The following is a 16,917-nucleotide window of genomic DNA, read 5'->3' as shown; positions in this document are numbered from 1 at the left end:
GGAGAGAAGGTGTCTTGTCTATGCGTGGGCGAGGTCAGGAACCCGTGGTCGCGAGGTACGCCAGGTCCCGTGAGGGTCCCACCATTCGGGTCCGCGGATCTCGGGGATCCCGTCGTTCATGCGGATCTCCCACCCGGACCAATCCAACGACCGGTGATGCCACCAGCACAACGGGACCCCGTTGTCCGTGTGCGTCGGCCCACCGCGGGCGTGTTCGGTGACGTGGTGGATCTCACACCACGATGCCGGGACATGACACCCGGGAACGAGGCATTCTCGGTCGCGGGCGATGATCGCCCGCCGTTGATGCACCGTGAACACGCTGTCCGTGACCGAGATCCCCACAATCCGACCCTCGTCGAACAACACGCGTTGAATCGCCCCGTTACATGCGGTGTGCGCGGCGACATGCAGTGGGACGGGGGCTTGGGACCCGGCCATCGTCGCCCATCCCCGACCCGCGGCGAGATCTTTCGCGTCGACATGGACGACCAGGGTCGGGGCGGCCCCACCGAGCGAAGGCATGTCCTGGTGGCGGGCCGCGATCCCCAGCGCTGCCGCGAACGCGTCGTGGCGCTTCTGGCCGGCGGTGCGCCGGTCGATCGGCTCATCCTCGAAACCGTCGTCGAATGCGGGCTCTCCCGAACCCTCGCCTGCGGAGCGCCGGCCCGCGGAGTCGCGGCCTGAGGAATCCGGGCCCTCTGAGTCTTCGAAGTGCACGCCCGGGTGCGGGGGTCCATCCGTCTTCGGATTGTTCTGCGCATCGATCACGGACTGGAACTGCGCCGCAACATCCGGAAGCACATTCCCCCGGATCGAATGCAACCCGTCACGAAGGCGCCCGATCGTCAAGAACCGGTGATTCTGCGCACCCCGATCCGACGGTTCGGGGCCATCGGGGTCGAGCGTCATCGCCACCGACTGCGCAAACTGGCGCAGATCCTCCGGCGTCACCGGAGGCCCCGGAACCGCGTCCCCATCCACGTCGACATCCGCATCCGCACCCGCATCCGCATCCCGCTCGGCATCCGGGTCAGCATCCGCGTCGACCCCATGACCTTCATTGTCGTCCGTCCGGTACCCGCGCGCATGATCCGCCAACAGAGCATCCGCCGCAAGCATCGCCGCCCGCCCGACCTTGTGCGCGGCCTTGTCGATCGGACCGATCGCCGCAAGCAAACCCGCGACCCCGATCACCCCGTCGAGCAACGCCTCCCGCATCGCCGGGTACCGGGCCTCCAACCGCTCCCCCGACGACGGGCTGATCTGTCGGCGCACCGCATCCGCGGCCTTCCCCACCCTCGTCGCGCCCGCGACATCCGTGCGCAACACCCGCTGCAAAAGTTCGTTCTGCCCACGACACCCGAACGAGTGCGCGAAGTCCACATCCGCCGACGCGACCGACTCCACCACCACCGCCTCGATGCGACGGAACGCCTCCCCCGCAACCCGGAGCACATCCATCCGGTCCGCATCCGGCAAACCCGCCAGCACGTCACCGGACAGCACCGAATCGAGGTCGGTGACGACCCGATCCAGGAGCTCCGTGGTGCTGTTCATACCCCTATTCAACCGAGGGCCACCGCCATTCCGACCCCGGAAATCACCAGATCAAAGGCGTATTCCCGATATGCCGGCATACGCTCGCACCGGGTACGGATCCGGACCCTTCGACAAGCTCAGGGACCCAATAGCCACCCGCTCAGCACCGGACGTGCGCGACGCTTCAGGGCTCTGGCTCAGCAGCTTCCAGCTCTGCGAACAATCGAGCCGGCGCCGTCTCCGAAGACTCCGGCCGCATAGTACGACTCCATCGCCGTGCGGTCGAGGGGGGTGAGCGATCCGGTTCGTCGTCTCACGATGAGCCGACATCCACACACGCCCTCAGAGTCGAAGGAGATCCCCCGTGTACTTCCACGTTCAAGAATTCATCAACGAGATCGCTCAGGACGAGCCGGATCCCGCCGCGGCGAACGCGTTGCAGGAGGGTCTCGGCGGACAGTTCGGTGAGATGCGCACGATGATGCAGTACCTGTTCCAGAGCATCAACTTCCGCGGCCCCTCCGGCAAGCCGTACAAGGACCTGATCCAGGGCATCGGCACCGAGGAGATCAGCCATGTCGAACTGATCGGCACGACGATCTCGCGGTTGCTCGACGGCTCGCCGCAGTATCAGGGCAAGCCCACCGACCCGGTCGACGAGCCCGGGGCGGGAGGCGCGACACCGCTCCGCATCGCGGTCGACACGAGCAACATCCACCACTACCTCGTCGGTGCACAGGGTGCGCTCCCCGTCGATGCGGCCGGCAACCCCTGGATGGGGAGCTACGTCTACAACTCGGGCAACCTCGTGCTCGACCTGCTCTACAACCTGATGCTCGAGTCCACGGGGCGCCTGCAAAAGTGCCGCCTGTACGAGATGACCGACAACAAGACGGCGCGCAGCACGATCTCGTACCTCATCGTGCGCGACCAGGCGCACGAGAACGCCTACGCCAAGGCGCTCGAGACCCTCGGCGTCAACTGGCCCACGTCGTTGCCGATCCCGAAGACGAACGCCGAGCAGTTCCCCGAGGTCAAGAAGCTCCTCGATCTGGGCCTGCAGAGCAAGCAGTACTCCTTCGATCTCACCGCGCAGTCGGAGGCAGGGAAGATCTTCCAGGGGGCTTCCCCCGTCGAACGACGGCACCGAGCTCGACGCGAGCGAACAGGCCCCGGTCGGTGCGCCGATGACGATCTCCCCCGAGCGCCTCGAGGAATTCTCCCCCGGTGCCGACGAGGAGCTCCGCGCGCTGATCGAAGCGACAGCCGCGATGGAGATGGCTGACATCGACGCCACGTTCGGCCGGATGAAGTGAGCACAGCGACGGGCGGCCGACATCGTGCCGGCCGCCCCGTTGCGCGTTTCCCGAGCGCGGGCCGCTCAGTGGTCGGGCAGCTCGACCTTCTCGTTCTCGGCGTCGTACTGCTCGCCGGTGAGCTTCGACTTCACGAAGCTGAAGAGCGAGGCGATCTTGCCACCGGGGCTGTCCCAGTACTCGGCGGACTGGGCGTCGAACTTGAGCAGGCCGACGTCGGGGTCATCCGGCCCCTCAGGGAACCAGGCCTCGACCGTCGGGCTCCACAATTCCTTGATCTTGGCCCGGTCCTCGACGAGTTCTGCGGTTCCGGCCAGCGACACCCATGCGTCGTTGGAGCTGAGGGAGACGCCGACGCGCTCGTCGGCCTGGATGTCGATAACGAGCGTCGCGCTCTTCGACACGAGGAACCAGAGGTCTCCGTCGAACTCCGCCTCCTGCACGGTGAGCGGGTGGGCGACGAGCCTCCCCTCGGCGTTCCGCGTCGTGAACATCGCGAAGCGGAAGTCCTTGATGAGTTCAGCGACCCGCTGGACGGGCGTGGTGTCAGTCATGAGTGTCATCCCTTCGGCGCCGCGAGGGCTGCGGCATCGATGACATCATCGGTCGCGCATCGCTCAGCTGACGAGGGGGTTGCCATCCGGCCGAGCGGACGTTACCCCCGCGGTTCGGAGGGCGCATCGATCCGCTCCCGGCGCGAATCGCGCGACGCGAGCGCATACGCGGGCACGGCGATCGCGATGACGACGACGTGCATGAGCATCAAGGCATACACGCCGACGTCCGTCGTGCCGGGGATGAACCGCAGGAGCAGAAGCAGCACGTCCGGCACGAACGAGACCAGGGCCACCACCGGAACGAGCACCGCGAGTACACGGCGCGGGTCACGGGCGCGGCGGTGGACGAGCCGCCACCCGAGCCAACCCACGCCCACGCCCAGGATGCTGAAGAGCCCGTACGCCGGGAGGGTGAGTGGCCCGTAACCGGCCGGTGCACCCAGCACCCCGGCAAGAGCGGCGATGAGTGCGTTGCCGACGATTGCGGCGAGCGCGGCGACAGACAGGATGACGATCGTGCGCGCCCGGGAAGGCCGCCCAGTGTGGACGTCAGCTGCGGTGGTGGTCATGAGAACTCCCCGTCTCGCCCCGGGCCAGCCCGGAGATCCTTTACGGTTCCGATCGGTACCGTTATGCGATACGGTACCAAGCAGTCCCGGAATGTACAATGACTTCTCGTGACGATCGATCAGGCACCGAGGACGACGGGCCGACCGCGCGACCCCGAGGTCGAGCGCAGCATCCTCTCCGCGACCCAGGATCTCCTCGTCGAAGAGGGCTACCCGGGAACGACCATCGCCGCCGTCGCCGCCCGCGCCCAGTGCGGCAAGTCCGCGATCTACCGCCGCTGGGCCACGAAGGTCGACCTGGTCGTCGCCGCCGTGGGTGACCTGCACGTCACGTCCGAGTTGCCGGACACCGGGGATCTGCGCGAGGACCTGCTCGCGGTGGCCATGCACTTCGCGGGCGCCGACGAGCGCGCGGGCCGGGTGCTGGCGAGCCTGCTGAGCCACCTCGGGCGCGACCCCGAACTGCGCGAGGTCGCGTACCGCGCGATCGGCGAGCCACCGGTCGCCGCGCTCATCGCCGTGATCGAGCGCTGGATCGAACGCGGCGTCGTGTCGCCGGACGCCCCCGTGCGCCTCATCGCCGGCATCGTGCCCACGGCCGCGTTCGGCAGCGTCACGCTCCGCCAGCGCGCCCTGGAACGTGCGGCCGTCACCGAACTCGTGGACCTCGTGGTCATCCCCGCGCTGCATGCGGCGTCGTCATGAGGCGGGCCGGCGCCGGCATTCGCTCACGGGGCATCGCCCTCTCCGCAGTGCTCGCGGTCTCGGTCCTCGCCGGGTGCACCGCCACTCCCCTGCCCGACACGGGTGACGCGAACTCGCGAACAGGCGACGTCGCTCCCGTGATCCGCGTCGATCAGGTCGGCTACGGCCTCGGCGAGACCAAGCGCGCGTTCGTGATGGGAGCTGCAGACGACCTGGACGACGCCCGGTTCGAGGTACGAGACGACGACGGTGCGGTGGTTGAATCGGGTGAGCTCGGTGCGGATGCCGGACCATGGAGCGACACCTTCGAGGCGGTGCGCGAGATCGACCTGAGCAGCGTCGACGCAGCCGGTCGCTATTCGCTCGAGGTCTCCAGCGCGGGGCACGACGCCGTGACGACCGCGTTCACGGTGGCATCCACGGCCGACCTCCTGCATCCCCTGGCGGATCTGAACCTGCAGTTCTTCCAGGCTCAGCGCGACGGAGCCGATGTCATCCCTGCGGTGCTCGACCGCAAGCCCTCGCACCTGCTCGACCGAGAGGCCACGGTCTACCTCGCCCCGAACTATGCCGACGGCGGCGAGACTCTCGTCGACGATCGGCTCACCCCCGCGGGCCTCGATCCCGTCGACGTCAGCGGCGGCTGGTTCGACGCAGGCGACTTCCTCAAGTTCACCGGCACGAGCGCCTACGCGACGTCGCAGCTGCTACTGGCTCTGCGCGGCGAGGGCGATCCGGCACTCGATGCCGAGGCGGACTTCGGTATGGACTGGCTGGACAGGATGTGGGACGAGCGGACGCGGACGCTCTTCCTGCAGGTCGGCATCGGGAACGGGAACGACAGTGTGAGAAGCGATCACGACGTCTGGCGGCTGCCCGAGGACGACGACCTCTCCGACGCCAAGCCCGGAGACCCGGACCACACGATCGCGCATCGTCCGGTCTTCGTCGCGAACGCACCGGGCGAAGCCCTCCCGCCGTCGGTCGCCGGCAGGGTCTCCGCCGCATTCGCCCTGGATGCACAGCGCGCCGCCGCACGCGGCGACGTCGCGCGAGCGGAGGCCCGCCTGCGCACCGCGTCCGCGATCTACGCACAGACCGACACGTCCCCCGCAGAGGGGCCGGCCCTGGCGACCGCGATTCCGGCCGAGTTCTATCCGGAATCCTCCTGGCAGGACGACCTCGAGTTCGCCGCCGTCGAGCTCGCGACAGCCGCAACCGCCCTCGGCGACCCCCGCGCCGCGGCCTGGCAGGAGGATGCGGCCGAGTGGGCGGCGCGATACATCGAGTCGGACGCGACCGGCACGCTCGGTGTCGCCGATGTCAGCGCGCTCGCGCACGCCGATCTGATCGCCCTCGACGACCCGACGACGCCCGCGCTGCTCGGCGATCTGCGACGTCAGCTCGACGCGGGCGTCGCTCACGCCGCGAGCGATCCCTTCGGGGCGGGTGCCAGCACCCTCGACTTCGACGCCGTCCCGTTCACGTTCGGGCTCATCACGACCGCCGCGCTCTATGAGACGGCATCCGGCGACGCCTCGTATCGGGACTTCGCGACCACCCAGCGAGGATGGGTGCTCGGCGCGAACGCCTGGGGCACCACGTTCATGATCGGTGCCGGAACGACCTATCCCCGCTGCCCCGAGCACCAGGTCGCGAACCTCACCGAGACCGACGAGGAACTGCTCGGCGCGGTGGTCAACGGCCCGAACGCGGCCGACAAGCTCGACGACCTGAACCGGTTCGAGACCATGCGACCGTGCGAGGCCGACGGCGCCGACGGGGTCCCCTTCACGGTCTTCGACGGCCAGGGTTCCCGGTATCTCGACGACGTCGGAGCGTGGCAGACCGTCGAGCCCTCCCTCGACTTCACCTCGACCGCGCTCCTCGCGTTCGCGCTCACCGCAGCGCTGCCCGCGTCGACGACGCCGTGAGCCGCCGTACGCGGTGAGTCAGCTCCGTGCGTCGCCGCGCTGCTGCGACCACCGGGGCGTCAGCCCCGCGCCCACGATGCCTCTGATCAGGAGGACGAACGTGTTCGCGCCGCCGAGAGACGACGCCCGCTCGACATGCTGCCGGGCGTCGTCCGGTCGACCCAGCATCCAGGACAACCAGGCGGATGCTGCGAGCGCGGTCGCCGCCTCACTCTCGACCGACGCGCGGGCGGCCGCCCGCTCGCAGGTGAGGAGCGCGGCCTCCAGCCGGGCGAGATCCTTCGGGGGCACGGCACCGAGGAGGACCGCGCCCGCGTCGGACGCCTGGCGCTCTGCGCGGTCGTGGCCGTGCTGGGCCGCGAGGGCCGCGAGGCCGGTCTTCCGATCCGTCGCCCACTGCACGAGTGCGACGGTGCGGAGTACGGGAGACGTCAGCAGCGCGGTGAGGGCGGCCAGCCGGTCCGCACCGGGCAGGCGCTTCCGCGGTGTCACCAGCTCCTCGAAGAACTCCGTCACGTCCTCGATGCCAGGATCGGGGTCTGCGCCCTTCACGAAGCCAACTCCTGCACGCGTTCTCCCCTCGACGTCGAAAAGCAGGACGCCCGGGCACCCGGGACGCGCTCGTCCAGCCCCCTGAGACTGGCAGGTCTCGCTATGACCCCGCGCTGAGCGGCCCTGCGTGTCTCTCCTGCGTCAGCCGCAGCGCAAACCTGCAGGTCCGGGACTGTCAGGTCGTGCCGCCCGCGTATGTCTCCCCCACCGGGACCGCCACCCCGAGCACATTGCCGGGCTGCGCGAGCGGACATGCCCACGCCGGGTCGTACGCGCACGAGGGGTTGTAGGCGAAGTTGAAATCGAGCACGATCGTGCCTTGCGCGGCATCCGATCCGAGGTCGGCACCCTTGATCGTGTCGATCAGATACCGGCCGCCGCCGTACGTGCCGCCCGGGCGTCCGGCGAGCGCATCGCGCACCGGGATGAACAGCCCGCCGCCGTAGGTCGTCAGGCGCCAGACGTCGAGGGACCCGGTGTCGGGGATCTCGACCTTCCCGATCCGCTCGAACGGCACGACGCCGTCGGTTCCGGTGGCGAAGTCGAAGCCGCCGGGGTCGGCGGGGACGATCGGCAGCTCGAAGCGCCACTGCGGGTCGTAAGAGGCGATGGGGAGCCCCTCGAACATCACCCGATCCTCGGGCAGCAGCGGGGTCGCCGGGTGGTGCAGCATCAGCTCGTCACGCTCGATGCGCCAGAGCTCGTGCGCCTCCTCGGGCGAATCGGCCCGCCGGACCGCGTCGTACAGGGCGAAGACGCGACGGCGCCAGTCGACGACCTCCGCGGCGGTGCGTGCGTTCGTGGTCGTCATGGTTCCAGGCTAGGGGCGGCAATGTCCGCGCAGGCCGTTATCTTCACCGTGTGGCGGAACCGGTGCAGCAGTGGTGGGCGAGACGGCAGTTCTCGCGCGGCACGACCGTGCCCTACGCGGTCGGTGAGTTCCGCACCGCCTGGGCCTCCTATCCGGAGCTCATCCGCCAGTACCACCCCGAGCTCAACAACGGGATCTCGCTGTCGCAGGTGCCGCTGGCCGCCGATGTGCTGCTGTGCTGGGAGTGCGCGGTCGGTCATCGGTTCGCCGCGACGCCGACCGAGCAGCGGGAGCGGCCGGGACGCGTGCGCCGGCGCTCGGCGTGGTGTCCGGAGTGCTCGACCCTCGCCCGGCCGCAGCCGGTCGTGCTGGGCGAGGCGCGGGCGATCCCCGCCCGGCCGCGGAAGCCGGCACCGGCCCTATGCACGAAGACGCCGGATCTGCCGAAAGGGACGGCGTTCCACAGCGCGTGCGCGCCCAAGCCCGCGTCGGCGGCGGAGGAGCGGCTGCGCGCAGCACTGACGGAACGCCTGGACTTCACCGGCGGCCTCAATGCGGTGAAGGTGGTGCGACCGTTCTTCCGGCACACCGAGGTCTGGCCCGACATCCTTCTCCCGGAACTCCGCATCGCGATCGAGTACGACACGGTCGGAAGGCACGGACTCGAGCACGTCGGCAAACGGGAGGAGACCGACCGGCGGAAGGACCGTGCCCTGCGCGCTGCGGGGTGGGAGGTCGTCCGCGTGCGGATGGGCGCGCTCGAGCCGATCGGACCGTACGACCTCCAGCTCTCCGCGGTGAGCGCGAAGGGAGTGGGGCGGATCGTCGACCGGCTCCGCGACATCCGCGGAGCCCTGATTGTCGACGCCTACCTGCGCGACACCGGTCAGTCGCCGAACTCGGCCAGCAGCTCCGCGAAGTGATCGAGGTCTTCGGCCGACCAGCGTCGCAGTCGCTCCCCGAGGCGGGCCTCGTAGCGAGAGCGCGCGAGGGCGACGCGTTCCTGTGCCAGATCGGTGGCGACGAGGACGCGCGCCCGGCGATCGTCCGCATCGCGGACGCTCTCCACCAGCCCGAGCTCCTCGAGCTGACGCACCTGTCGACTCACGGCCGACTTGTCGGTCTGCAGGCGCTCGATGATCGCACCGGCCGAGGTCGCCGCACCCGTCGCGATCGACGTGAGCACCTGGTACCCGAGAGGCTGCAGATCGGGGTGCACGGTCGTCGCGGCTTCGCGCCAGCTCACCCGGATGCGGGCGAAGAGCCGGCCGAGCTCATGCTCGACGCGGGAGATCGCCTGATCGAGATCACCGTCTGCCGCACCCTCCGTGACATCGGCGGGTGCGCCGGATCCGGCGGGTTCGTCGGAAGAGGCACTCATGGTCGCCATGATACGGCGAAGCCCCGCCGTCGATCCGACGGCGGGGCTCTGGGGCCGCTACTTGACGAGACCCGCGGCGGACAGCCACTCTCCCGCTGCCGTGGCAGCCGAAGCCTTCTCGTCGCCCTCGACGCGGTCGCGAAGCTCGATCAGGTCGTCCGTGGTGAGCTTCGCCGAGATGGCGTTGAGCACCTCTGCGAGCTTGTCGGAGTAGATGTCCTTCGAGAGCAGCGGGATGATGTTCTGCGCCGAGATCATGTTCTCCGGGTCCTCGAGCACGACGAGGTCCTCGGCCGTGAGAGCCGGAGAGGTCGTGTAGATGTCGGCGACCTGAACGGTGCCGTCGACGAGTGCCTGCACGGTGTCGGGGCCACCGAAGTCCTCGTATGGCACGAAGGTGACCTGCCCCGGCTCCACCCCGACGCCGTAGACGTCACGCAAACCGGGGATGCCGTAGCCGAGTTCACCGAACTGCGGGTTCGAGGCCAGCGAGAACGGCTCCAGCGCCTTCAGGTCGCCGATCTCGGTCAGATCGTTGTCCTCGGCGGTCTTCTTCGTGACGACGTAGGCGTCCTTGTCCTCGGCCGCAGCCGAGTCGAGCACCTGCAGGTCGTCGGCCGCCACGGCATCCGGCAGCGCTGCGTCGACATCCTCCGTCGTGCGCTCGGTGTACTCGGTGTCGTAGTAGGCCAGGAGGTTGCCGTTGTACTCCGGGATGAGGTTGATCGAACCGTCCTGGAGGGCCGGGATCGTCTGCTGGCGCGGCCCGATGTTGAACTTGGTCGACACATCGAAGCCCTCGGCCTCGAGCGCCTGCGCGTAGATCTCGCCGAGGATCTCGCTCTCCGGGTAGGCGAAGGAACCCACGACGACGGCATCCCCCTTCGCCGAGTCCCCGTCCGATGACCCGGCGGGAGCGGTCGGGTCGGTGGTCGCGCATCCGGCGAGTGCGACCGTGGCGGTGACGGCCAGCACGCAGGCGGCCAACCAGTTCTTGCGGGCTCGAGAGGTCATGCGGGTGTCCTTTCATCGACGTTCGGAGCCATCGCGGCATCCGAACGGTTCCGCTGTGAACGCCGGAGCGGTCGGGATGACTGCCCGGGCGTTCGGGTGAGACGCTGGAGGAGCGCGAGCAGGCCGTCGACGCTGAGCGCGAGGACGGTCACCAGCAGCGCGCCGCCGAGGATCATGGTGTAGTCGTTGAGGCCGATGCCGGCCGAGATGATGCGTCCGAGGCCGCCGAGTCCGACGTACGAGGCGATCGTCACCGTCGCGATGACCTGCAGTACGGCGGACCGGATGCCGCCGATGATGACGGACAGGCCCAGGGGGATCTCGACCCTGAACAGGATCTGCAGCTCCGTCATCCCGATCGACCGTGCCGCGTCGATCGCTTCGCGACTGACGCTCTCCAACCCGGCGTAGGCCCCCGCGAGCAGCGAGGGAATCGCCAGCAGGACGAAAGCCGTGATCGAGCCGACGAGAACGGCGGGAGTGGTACTGAGGCCCGATCGCAGCACCATGGTGAGGAAGAAGAGCAGCCCGAGCGTCGGCAGAGCGCGCATGGCACCGGTGAAGCCGATCACGAACTGGCGCCCGCGCCCGGTGTGCCCGATGAAGAAGCCGAGCGGCAGGGCGATGAGCATCGCGATCACGACCGAGACGCCCGAGTAGACGAGATGCTCGACGAGCCGGTCTCCGATGGGCAGCGGACTCTGCGAGCCAGGCACCCAGTTGGCGGGATCGACGATCCACGCGATGGCCTTGATCAGGAAGTCCATCAGACCCCCTGTCCCGGGGGCGACACGAGCGGGCGGGCGCTCTCGGCGTCGGTGATGCCGCCGGCGCCGCGAGGTACACGCACATCGGCGGCCCTGCTCCACGGCATCAGGATGCGCCCGAGCAGCACCAGGATCAGGTCGAAGACCAGAGCGATGAGCAGGCTCATGACGATCCCGACGACGACCTCTTCGAGGATGCCGCGCTGCTTGCCGTTCTGGAACAGGTAGCCGAGGTTCTCGGAACCGATGATCACGCCCACCGAGACGAGTGCGATGGTCGACACCGAGACCACGCGGAGTCCGGCGAGCAGCACGGGACCCGCGAGAGGGAACTCGACGCGCCAGAACCGTCCGCCGTGGGAGAAGCCGATCGCCTTCGCGGATTCGATGATGGACCGATCGACGGATCCGAATGCGTCCGTCGCGGAGCGCAGCATGATCGCGACCGCGTAGATCGAGAGCGCGACGACCAGGTTGGTGTCATCCAGGATCCGGGTGCCGAGGATGACCGGCAGCATGACGAACAGCGGCAGGGACGGGATCGTGTACAGCAGGCTGCCCGCGGTGATGATGAAGGTCCTGGCGGTGCGATTGCGGCTGGCCACCCAGCCCAGCGGCACCGCGATCAGGAAGCCGAGGATGATGGGAAGGATCGCCAGACGGATGTGATTGATCGTGAGATCGAAGATCAATCCGAGGTTGGAGGCGATCCAGTTCACCGAGGTACCGTTCTGTGCGGTCTTGCCTAGTCGAATGAAGCGGGAAAGTCCTTCGACTGAACCACAGAAAAGGCTGTTCGACAAACCGGCACGTCACGGACGAGGCCCCACCGTCATACGGACAGTGGGGCCTCGGTCGGCACCGTCCGGGCGCCGACTCGTCTTCGTTCAGATCTCCGAGAGCAGTTTGAAGACCTTGGATGCCGCGTGGATCTCGTCCTGCGTGAGCTCCGCCACCACGGTGCGCAGACGCGTGGCGTGGTCGCGACGCAGCTCGGCGAGCACGGACCGGGCCGACGGGGTCGCTGTCAGCACCCGCAGCCGCCCGTCGCGCTCGTCCGGCCTCGACTCGATCAGGCCCAGCTCCTCCAGCATCCGCACCTGGCGGCTGATGACGGACTTGTCCATCTCGAAGAGCCCGGCGAGCTCATGCGCGTTCGCGGTCCCTGCCCGGTCGATGAACGTGAGCAGCTTGTACCCGCCCACCTGCAGCTCCGGGTCGATCCGCGCCGCCGACTCCTTCCAGAGCGTCCGAGTCCTCGCGAAGATGAGGTTCAGATGCGTCTGCAGGTCGCCGAGGGCTGCGTCCACGTCCGAAGACGTCGCGGCTTCCGAGGTGATCATCTCAGGCCTTCGAGTCCCGGTCCTCGCGCTCCAGCACGGTGACCGAACCCGTCGCGGGCTTCGCCGACTCGAGGCCGGAGATCCGGATCGCTCCGGTCGACATCGTCGCGCCCACCTCGGCCTCGGAGACCTCGAGGACCGATTCCTCGGCCTGCTCGCGCAGCTGCTCGGCCGCGTTCTTGGTCGACAGCGGCTTGTTGCGGATGAACGCGATAGCGATGACCGCGATCACGGCGAGCGGGATGGCGATGATGAACGCGTCGCCGATGCCGTGGCCGTATGCGCCCTCGACGATCGCGCGGATCGTGTCGGGGAGCTGGCCGACCTTCGGGACATCGCCGGAAGCGAGGTGCTTCAGCGCGTCGACCTCGGCGGGCGTCGTCGGCACGAAGCCGTCGAGGCTGTCGGTGATGTAGCCGGCGACGCTGGTCGACAGCAGTGAGCCCATGACGGTCACGCCGATGGTGCCGGCGATCGTGCGGAAGAAGTTGACGTTCGACGAGGCCGCACCCAGCTGCTGCGGGGCCGTGTCGTTCTGCACGATGAGCGTGAGGTTCTGCATGACCATGCCGAGACCGGCGCCGAGGACGACCATGTAGGCGGCCACGAGCGGGAACGGGGTGTCGTAGCGGAGCGTCGCCATCAGGCTGACGCCGACCGTCGTCAGGACCGAGCCCGTCAGCATCCAGCCCTTCCACTTGCCGAAGCGGCTCACGAGCTGACCGATGATGATGGAGGCGCCCATCTGTCCGATGATCATCGGGATGGTCATCAGGCCGGACTCGGTGGGCGTGGCGCCACGGGCGAGCTGGAAGTACTGTGCGAGGAACACCGAGGTGGCGAACATCGAGACGCCGATGGCGATGGACGCGATGACCGAGAGCGTGAAGGTGCGGTTGCGGAACAGCGACATCGGCACGATGGGTTCCTTGACGAAGAACTCGACCGTGATGAACGCGGCGATCGCGACACCGGCGGTCACGGCGAGCATGATGCTCGTCGAGGAATCCCAGTCGAACTGGCTGCCGCCCATCGACACCCAGATGAGCAGGGTCGAGACGCCGACGGCGAGCAGGACGATGCCGAAGTAGTCGATCGACACCTTGGTGTCACGCTGCGGCTTCGGCAGGTGCAGCGTGAACTGCAGCAGCACGAGGGCGAGGATGGCGAACGGCACGCCGACGAAGAAGTTGGAGCGCCAGCCCCAGACGTCGGTGAGGAGACCGCCGAGAAGCGGGCCGCCGATGGTGCCGAGGGCCATGATGCCGCCGACGACGCCCATGTACTTACCGCGCTCGCGCGGCGAGATGATGAGGGCGACGGCGATCATGACGAGCGACATCAGGCCGCCGACGCCGATGCCCTGGATCACGCGGACGGCGATCAGCATGTTGGTGTCGGTCGAGAACCCGGCGATCACGGTGCCGACGGTGAAGATGATGAGCGAGACCTGGACGAGGATCTTGCGGTCGACCAGGTCGGCGAGCTTGCCCCAGATGGGGGTGGAGACCGCGGTGGCCAGCAGGCTCGCGGTGATGACCCAGGTGTACTGGGACTGGGTGCCGCCGAGGTCGGCGATGATGACCGGCATCGAGGTCGACACCACGGTTCCCGAGAGCACGGCGACGAACATGCCGACGACGAGACCGGAGATCGCGGTGAAGACCTCGCGCGGAGAGCGCACGGTCTCCGCCGCAGCGGAAGATGAGTGGTTAGTCACAGTGGATGGCTCCTGTGTAGAAAGTTGATAAGAGTCAACTATACGCCTGTAGTTGCCAAACCGCAACTATCGACCTGAAGCAACCATCGATGGCGCCCGGGTCTCGATGTCCCTGGTGCGTGCGACGATATGCACGTCGACAGGAGATCGGATGCGGGACGAGGCCACCGTGCTCCACGCCGATCTCGACGCGTTCTACGCCTCGGTCGAGCAGCGCGACGCGCCCGCCCTGCGCGGTCGGCCCGTCATCGTCGGCGGCGGAGTGGTGCTGGCAGCCAGCTACGAGGCGAAGGCCCGCGGCGTGCGCACCGCGATGGGCGGGCGACAGGCTCTGCAGCTGTGCCCGGATGCCGTCGTCGTCCCGCCGCGGATGGATGCCTACTCGCAGGCGAGCCGCGACGTGTTCGCCGTCTTCCGCGACACCACTCCCCTGGTGGAGGGTCTGTCGATCGACGAGGCGTTCCTCGAGGTCGGCGGGCTGCGGCGCATCGTCGGCACGCCCGAGCAGGTCGCCGTCCGACTGCGGGAGCGGGTGCGCGCGGAGGTCGGCCTCGCCATCTCGGTCGGCGTCGCACGCACCAAGTTCCTCGCCAAGGTCGCCAGCGCCGTCAGCAAGCCCGACGGCCTGCTGGTGGTGGAACCCGACCGGGAGGAGGAGTTCCTGCTGCCGCTGCCGGTCGAGCGCCTGTGGGGCGTCGGCGCCGTCACAGCCGAGAAGCTGCACCGCCACGGCGTCCACACCGTCGGCCAGCTGGCCGAGCTCGAAGCCGCCACCGCCGAACGGATGCTGGGCAAGGCGACCGGCGCGCACGTGCACGCACTCGCGCGGCTGCGCGACCCGCGACCGGTCGACACGACCCGGCGCCGTCGGTCGATCGGCTCCCAACGCGCTCTCGGCAGCCGACCGCGCTCGGCCGGGGAACTCGATCTCATCCTCACGCAGATCATCGACCGGCTCGGCAGTCGCCTCCGCGACGGAGACCGCGTCTGCCGCACGGTGGTGCTGCGCCTCCGCTTCGGCGACTTTGCGAAGGCCACCCGGTCGCGCACCGTCGGCGTCCCGACCGATCGCACGTCCATCCTCCTCACCGTCGCACGTCTGCTGCTCACGGCCGCTCTGCCCGAGATCACGGAGCGCGGCATCACTCTCCTCGGCATCTCGCTGTCGCAGCTCGATCGCGCCGAGAACATCCCGCCCGAGCTCCCGATCGACTGGGACGAGGGCCAGGGGCTCGACACGGTACTCGACGCCGTGCGCGATCGCTTCGGATCCTCGTCGGTGGGCCGCGCCACGCAGCTCGGCCGCGATCCCGGCTGGTCGACACCGGTGCTGCCGGAGCACGAGTGAGCTCGCCGCGCGTGCGCGGGCGCGCGCCGCCGGCCCGACCGCCGGTCGTCAGACGCGGCGCTGCACCGGGTCGAGCGGCACGCGGGCGTTCAGCACCACGAGCGCGATGACCCCGACCGTCGCGCTGGCCGCGGGGATCCAGAACAGCTGCGGAAGACCCAGCCAGGTCGATCCGACACTCCCCGCGAAACCTCCGACCGCCGCGTTGATCGCATAGGCGCTGAGGAAGAGGCTCGAGGCCATCCCCACCCGCGTCGGTACCAGCCGCTGCGCCACCGTGATGCCGAGCACGCCGAACGTGGCGATGACGCCGGCCATCAGCAGCTGACCCACGACGAGCGGCACGAGGTGCGGGACCACAGCCCCCGCCGCGGAGTACGACAGATGGGCCGCGACGGCCATCAGCGCACCGACCGTCAGGACGCGGGCGAAGCCGAACCGGCTCGCGAGCTTCGCCGCCAGCGGCATCAGCAGCAGCTCGACGAGCGGCTGCAGGCCGATCACCGCACCACGGACGCCGTCGTCAACGTCGAGCTCCCCGTCCATGTACAGCGGCAGGTACGCGAGCTTCACCGTCTCGCCGCACATGATGAGGACGTAGATCCCGGTGAAGACGAGGAGCGGCAGGAGCGAGCCTTCGCGGTTGCGTCGGCCTTCAGGCCGGGCCGACATCGGGGGCAGCACGACGGCGGCATCCGATGCCGTTCCCTGCGCCTCGGACGGCGCCGGTGCGCGCAGCGCCGTCGACTTCTCCCGGGTCACGGGCGGGGTCCGCACCCCGATCAGCGGAACGAGGGACAGCAGCACGCTGATGCCGGTGACGAGGAGCAGTGGCCGCAGCCCCAGCACCGCGCCGAGGACGGCGCCGAGCACCGGTCCGACGATCCATCCCAGCGCCATCGCCATGCGGATGATGGCGACGACCTCGTTGTCGGCAGGGGTAGGTGAGCGGTTCAGCTCGTCGCGCACCGCCGCCTGCAGCTGGGCGGCGCCGGCGCCCGCCGTGCTGAGGAGCAGCATGTTGATGGCGAACGGCATCCAGGCCTGCATCGCGAACGCCATCAGCACCCACCCGATGAACCCGGCGATCGCTGAGAGCCGGAAGACGAGCAGCCGCGAGCCGGCACGATCCGAGAGGGAGCCCACTGCGTACCCGGCGATCGGGGCCAGGAGGTTGGTCAGGAAGTACAGGCCGGCCTGAGCCTCGGTCAGGTGCAGCTCCTGCACGAGGAACAGGGTGATCTGCGGGACGGTGATGGAGATGCCGATCCCCGAGATGACCAGGCTGATGAAGGCGCCACGGAGCAGCCTCGAGCGGAGGATGTACCGAGCGGCGGATTCCGGTGGTGCGGCCACCA

The 16,917-nt window shown here is 68.8% G+C and carries 16 protein-coding genes and 1 pseudogene; 5 read left to right on the top strand and 12 right to left on the bottom strand.

Features of this window, described 5'->3' with window-relative positions:
• Positions 1-18: 18 nt before the first annotated feature.
• A complete protein-coding gene (locus QFZ21_RS16610) occupies positions 19-1,560 on the bottom strand; it encodes an HNH endonuclease signature motif containing protein (protein ID WP_307379778.1) in 1,542 nt (513 codons plus the stop codon).
• Between the two features lie 346 nt (positions 1,561-1,906).
• On the opposite strand from QFZ21_RS16610, the pseudogene QFZ21_RS16605 reads away from it, so the two are divergent.
• Positions 1,907-2,858: pseudogene (locus QFZ21_RS16605) on the top strand (manganese catalase family protein).
• A 65-nt stretch (positions 2,859-2,923) separates the two neighbouring features.
• Here QFZ21_RS16605 and QFZ21_RS16600 read toward each other — a convergent pair.
• Both QFZ21_RS16600 and QFZ21_RS16595 read right to left on the bottom strand, forming a co-directional pair.
• Complete coding sequence (locus tag QFZ21_RS16600) at positions 2,924-3,412, bottom strand: pyridoxamine 5'-phosphate oxidase family protein (protein WP_307379776.1); 489 nt, start codon at positions 3,410-3,412, stop codon at positions 2,924-2,926.
• A gap of 101 nt (positions 3,413-3,513) precedes the next feature.
• Positions 3,514-3,984, bottom strand: a complete 471-nt coding sequence (locus QFZ21_RS16595) for a DUF6069 family protein (protein WP_307379775.1) — start codon at positions 3,982-3,984, stop codon at positions 3,514-3,516.
• A 108-nt stretch (positions 3,985-4,092) separates the two neighbouring features.
• On the opposite strand from QFZ21_RS16595, the gene QFZ21_RS16590 reads away from it, so the two are divergent.
• Positions 4,093-4,689 carry a TetR/AcrR family transcriptional regulator gene (locus QFZ21_RS16590; RefSeq protein ID WP_307379773.1) on the top strand — a complete coding sequence of 199 codons (597 nt, stop codon included), beginning with the start codon at positions 4,093-4,095 and terminating at the stop codon, positions 4,687-4,689.
• On the top strand, positions 4,686-6,623 hold the full coding sequence (locus QFZ21_RS16585; RefSeq protein WP_307379770.1) for a glycoside hydrolase family 9 protein: 1,938 nt from the start codon (positions 4,686-4,688) through the stop codon (positions 6,621-6,623). Before QFZ21_RS16590 ends, QFZ21_RS16585 begins: the two co-directional genes overlap by 4 nt.
• Positions 6,624-6,641: 18 nt before the next feature.
• On the opposite strand, the gene QFZ21_RS16580 is transcribed toward QFZ21_RS16585, so the two are convergent.
• Complete coding sequence (locus QFZ21_RS16580; protein WP_307379768.1) at positions 6,642-7,175, bottom strand: hypothetical protein; 534 nt, start codon at positions 7,173-7,175, stop codon at positions 6,642-6,644.
• A 175-nt stretch (positions 7,176-7,350) separates the two neighbouring features.
• Entirely contained in the window at positions 7,351-7,986 is a 636-nt protein-coding gene (locus QFZ21_RS16575; protein ID WP_307379766.1) for a DUF1684 domain-containing protein, read from the bottom strand.
• A gap of 50 nt (positions 7,987-8,036) precedes the next feature.
• On the opposite strand from QFZ21_RS16575, the gene QFZ21_RS16570 reads away from it, so the two are divergent.
• Positions 8,037-8,909, top strand: coding sequence for a zinc-ribbon domain-containing protein (locus QFZ21_RS16570; protein WP_307379764.1), 873 nt, complete (start codon positions 8,037-8,039; stop codon positions 8,907-8,909).
• Here QFZ21_RS16570 and QFZ21_RS16565 read toward each other — a convergent pair.
• The 6 genes from QFZ21_RS16565 to QFZ21_RS16540 all read right to left on the bottom strand — a co-directional run bounded on the left by QFZ21_RS16565 (position 8,873) and on the right by QFZ21_RS16540 (position 14,211).
• The gene (locus tag QFZ21_RS16565) at positions 8,873-9,367 is read right to left on the bottom strand and encodes a MarR family winged helix-turn-helix transcriptional regulator (RefSeq protein ID WP_307379761.1); all 495 of its coding nucleotides are present in this window, start codon (positions 9,365-9,367) and stop codon (positions 8,873-8,875) included. The genes QFZ21_RS16570 and QFZ21_RS16565 overlap by 37 nt on opposite strands.
• Before the next feature lie 57 nt (positions 9,368-9,424).
• A complete protein-coding gene (locus QFZ21_RS16560) occupies positions 9,425-10,381 on the bottom strand; it encodes an ABC transporter substrate-binding protein (protein WP_307379760.1) in 957 nt (318 codons plus the stop codon).
• Complete coding sequence (locus QFZ21_RS16555; RefSeq protein WP_307379758.1) at positions 10,378-11,148, bottom strand: ABC transporter permease; 771 nt, start codon at positions 11,146-11,148, stop codon at positions 10,378-10,380. The genes QFZ21_RS16560 and QFZ21_RS16555 overlap by 4 nt, the downstream gene beginning before the upstream one ends.
• The gene (locus QFZ21_RS16550) at positions 11,148-11,867 is read right to left on the bottom strand and encodes an ABC transporter permease (protein ID WP_307379756.1); all 720 of its coding nucleotides are present in this window, start codon (positions 11,865-11,867) and stop codon (positions 11,148-11,150) included. The genes QFZ21_RS16555 and QFZ21_RS16550 overlap by 1 nt, the downstream gene beginning before the upstream one ends.
• A 168-nt stretch (positions 11,868-12,035) precedes the next feature.
• A complete protein-coding gene (locus QFZ21_RS16545; protein WP_307379754.1) occupies positions 12,036-12,491 on the bottom strand; it encodes a MarR family winged helix-turn-helix transcriptional regulator in 456 nt (151 codons plus the stop codon).
• A 1-nt stretch (position 12,492) separates the two neighbouring features.
• Positions 12,493-14,211: a DHA2 family efflux MFS transporter permease subunit gene (locus tag QFZ21_RS16540; protein WP_307379752.1), complete on the bottom strand. Its 1,719-nt coding sequence runs from the start codon at positions 14,209-14,211 to the stop codon at positions 12,493-12,495.
• A 151-nt stretch (positions 14,212-14,362) separates the two neighbouring features.
• Here QFZ21_RS16540 and dinB point away from each other — a divergent pair, with 151 nt between their 5' ends.
• Positions 14,363-15,559, top strand: a complete 1,197-nt coding sequence (dinB, locus tag QFZ21_RS16535) for a DNA polymerase IV (RefSeq protein WP_307379749.1) — start codon at positions 14,363-14,365, stop codon at positions 15,557-15,559.
• 48 nt (positions 15,560-15,607) lie between these two features.
• On the opposite strand, the gene QFZ21_RS16530 is transcribed toward dinB, so the two are convergent.
• Positions 15,608-16,915 carry an MFS transporter gene (locus tag QFZ21_RS16530; protein ID WP_307379748.1) on the bottom strand — a complete coding sequence of 436 codons (1,308 nt, stop codon included), beginning with the start codon at positions 16,913-16,915 and terminating at the stop codon, positions 15,608-15,610.
• Positions 16,916-16,917: the final 2 nt, after the last annotated feature.

This window comes from Microbacterium sp. W4I20, from assembly GCF_030816505.1.
Classification (GTDB): Bacteria; Actinomycetota; Actinomycetes; order Actinomycetales; family Microbacteriaceae; genus Microbacterium.
This window is presented reverse-complemented; position numbering and strand designations above follow the sequence as displayed.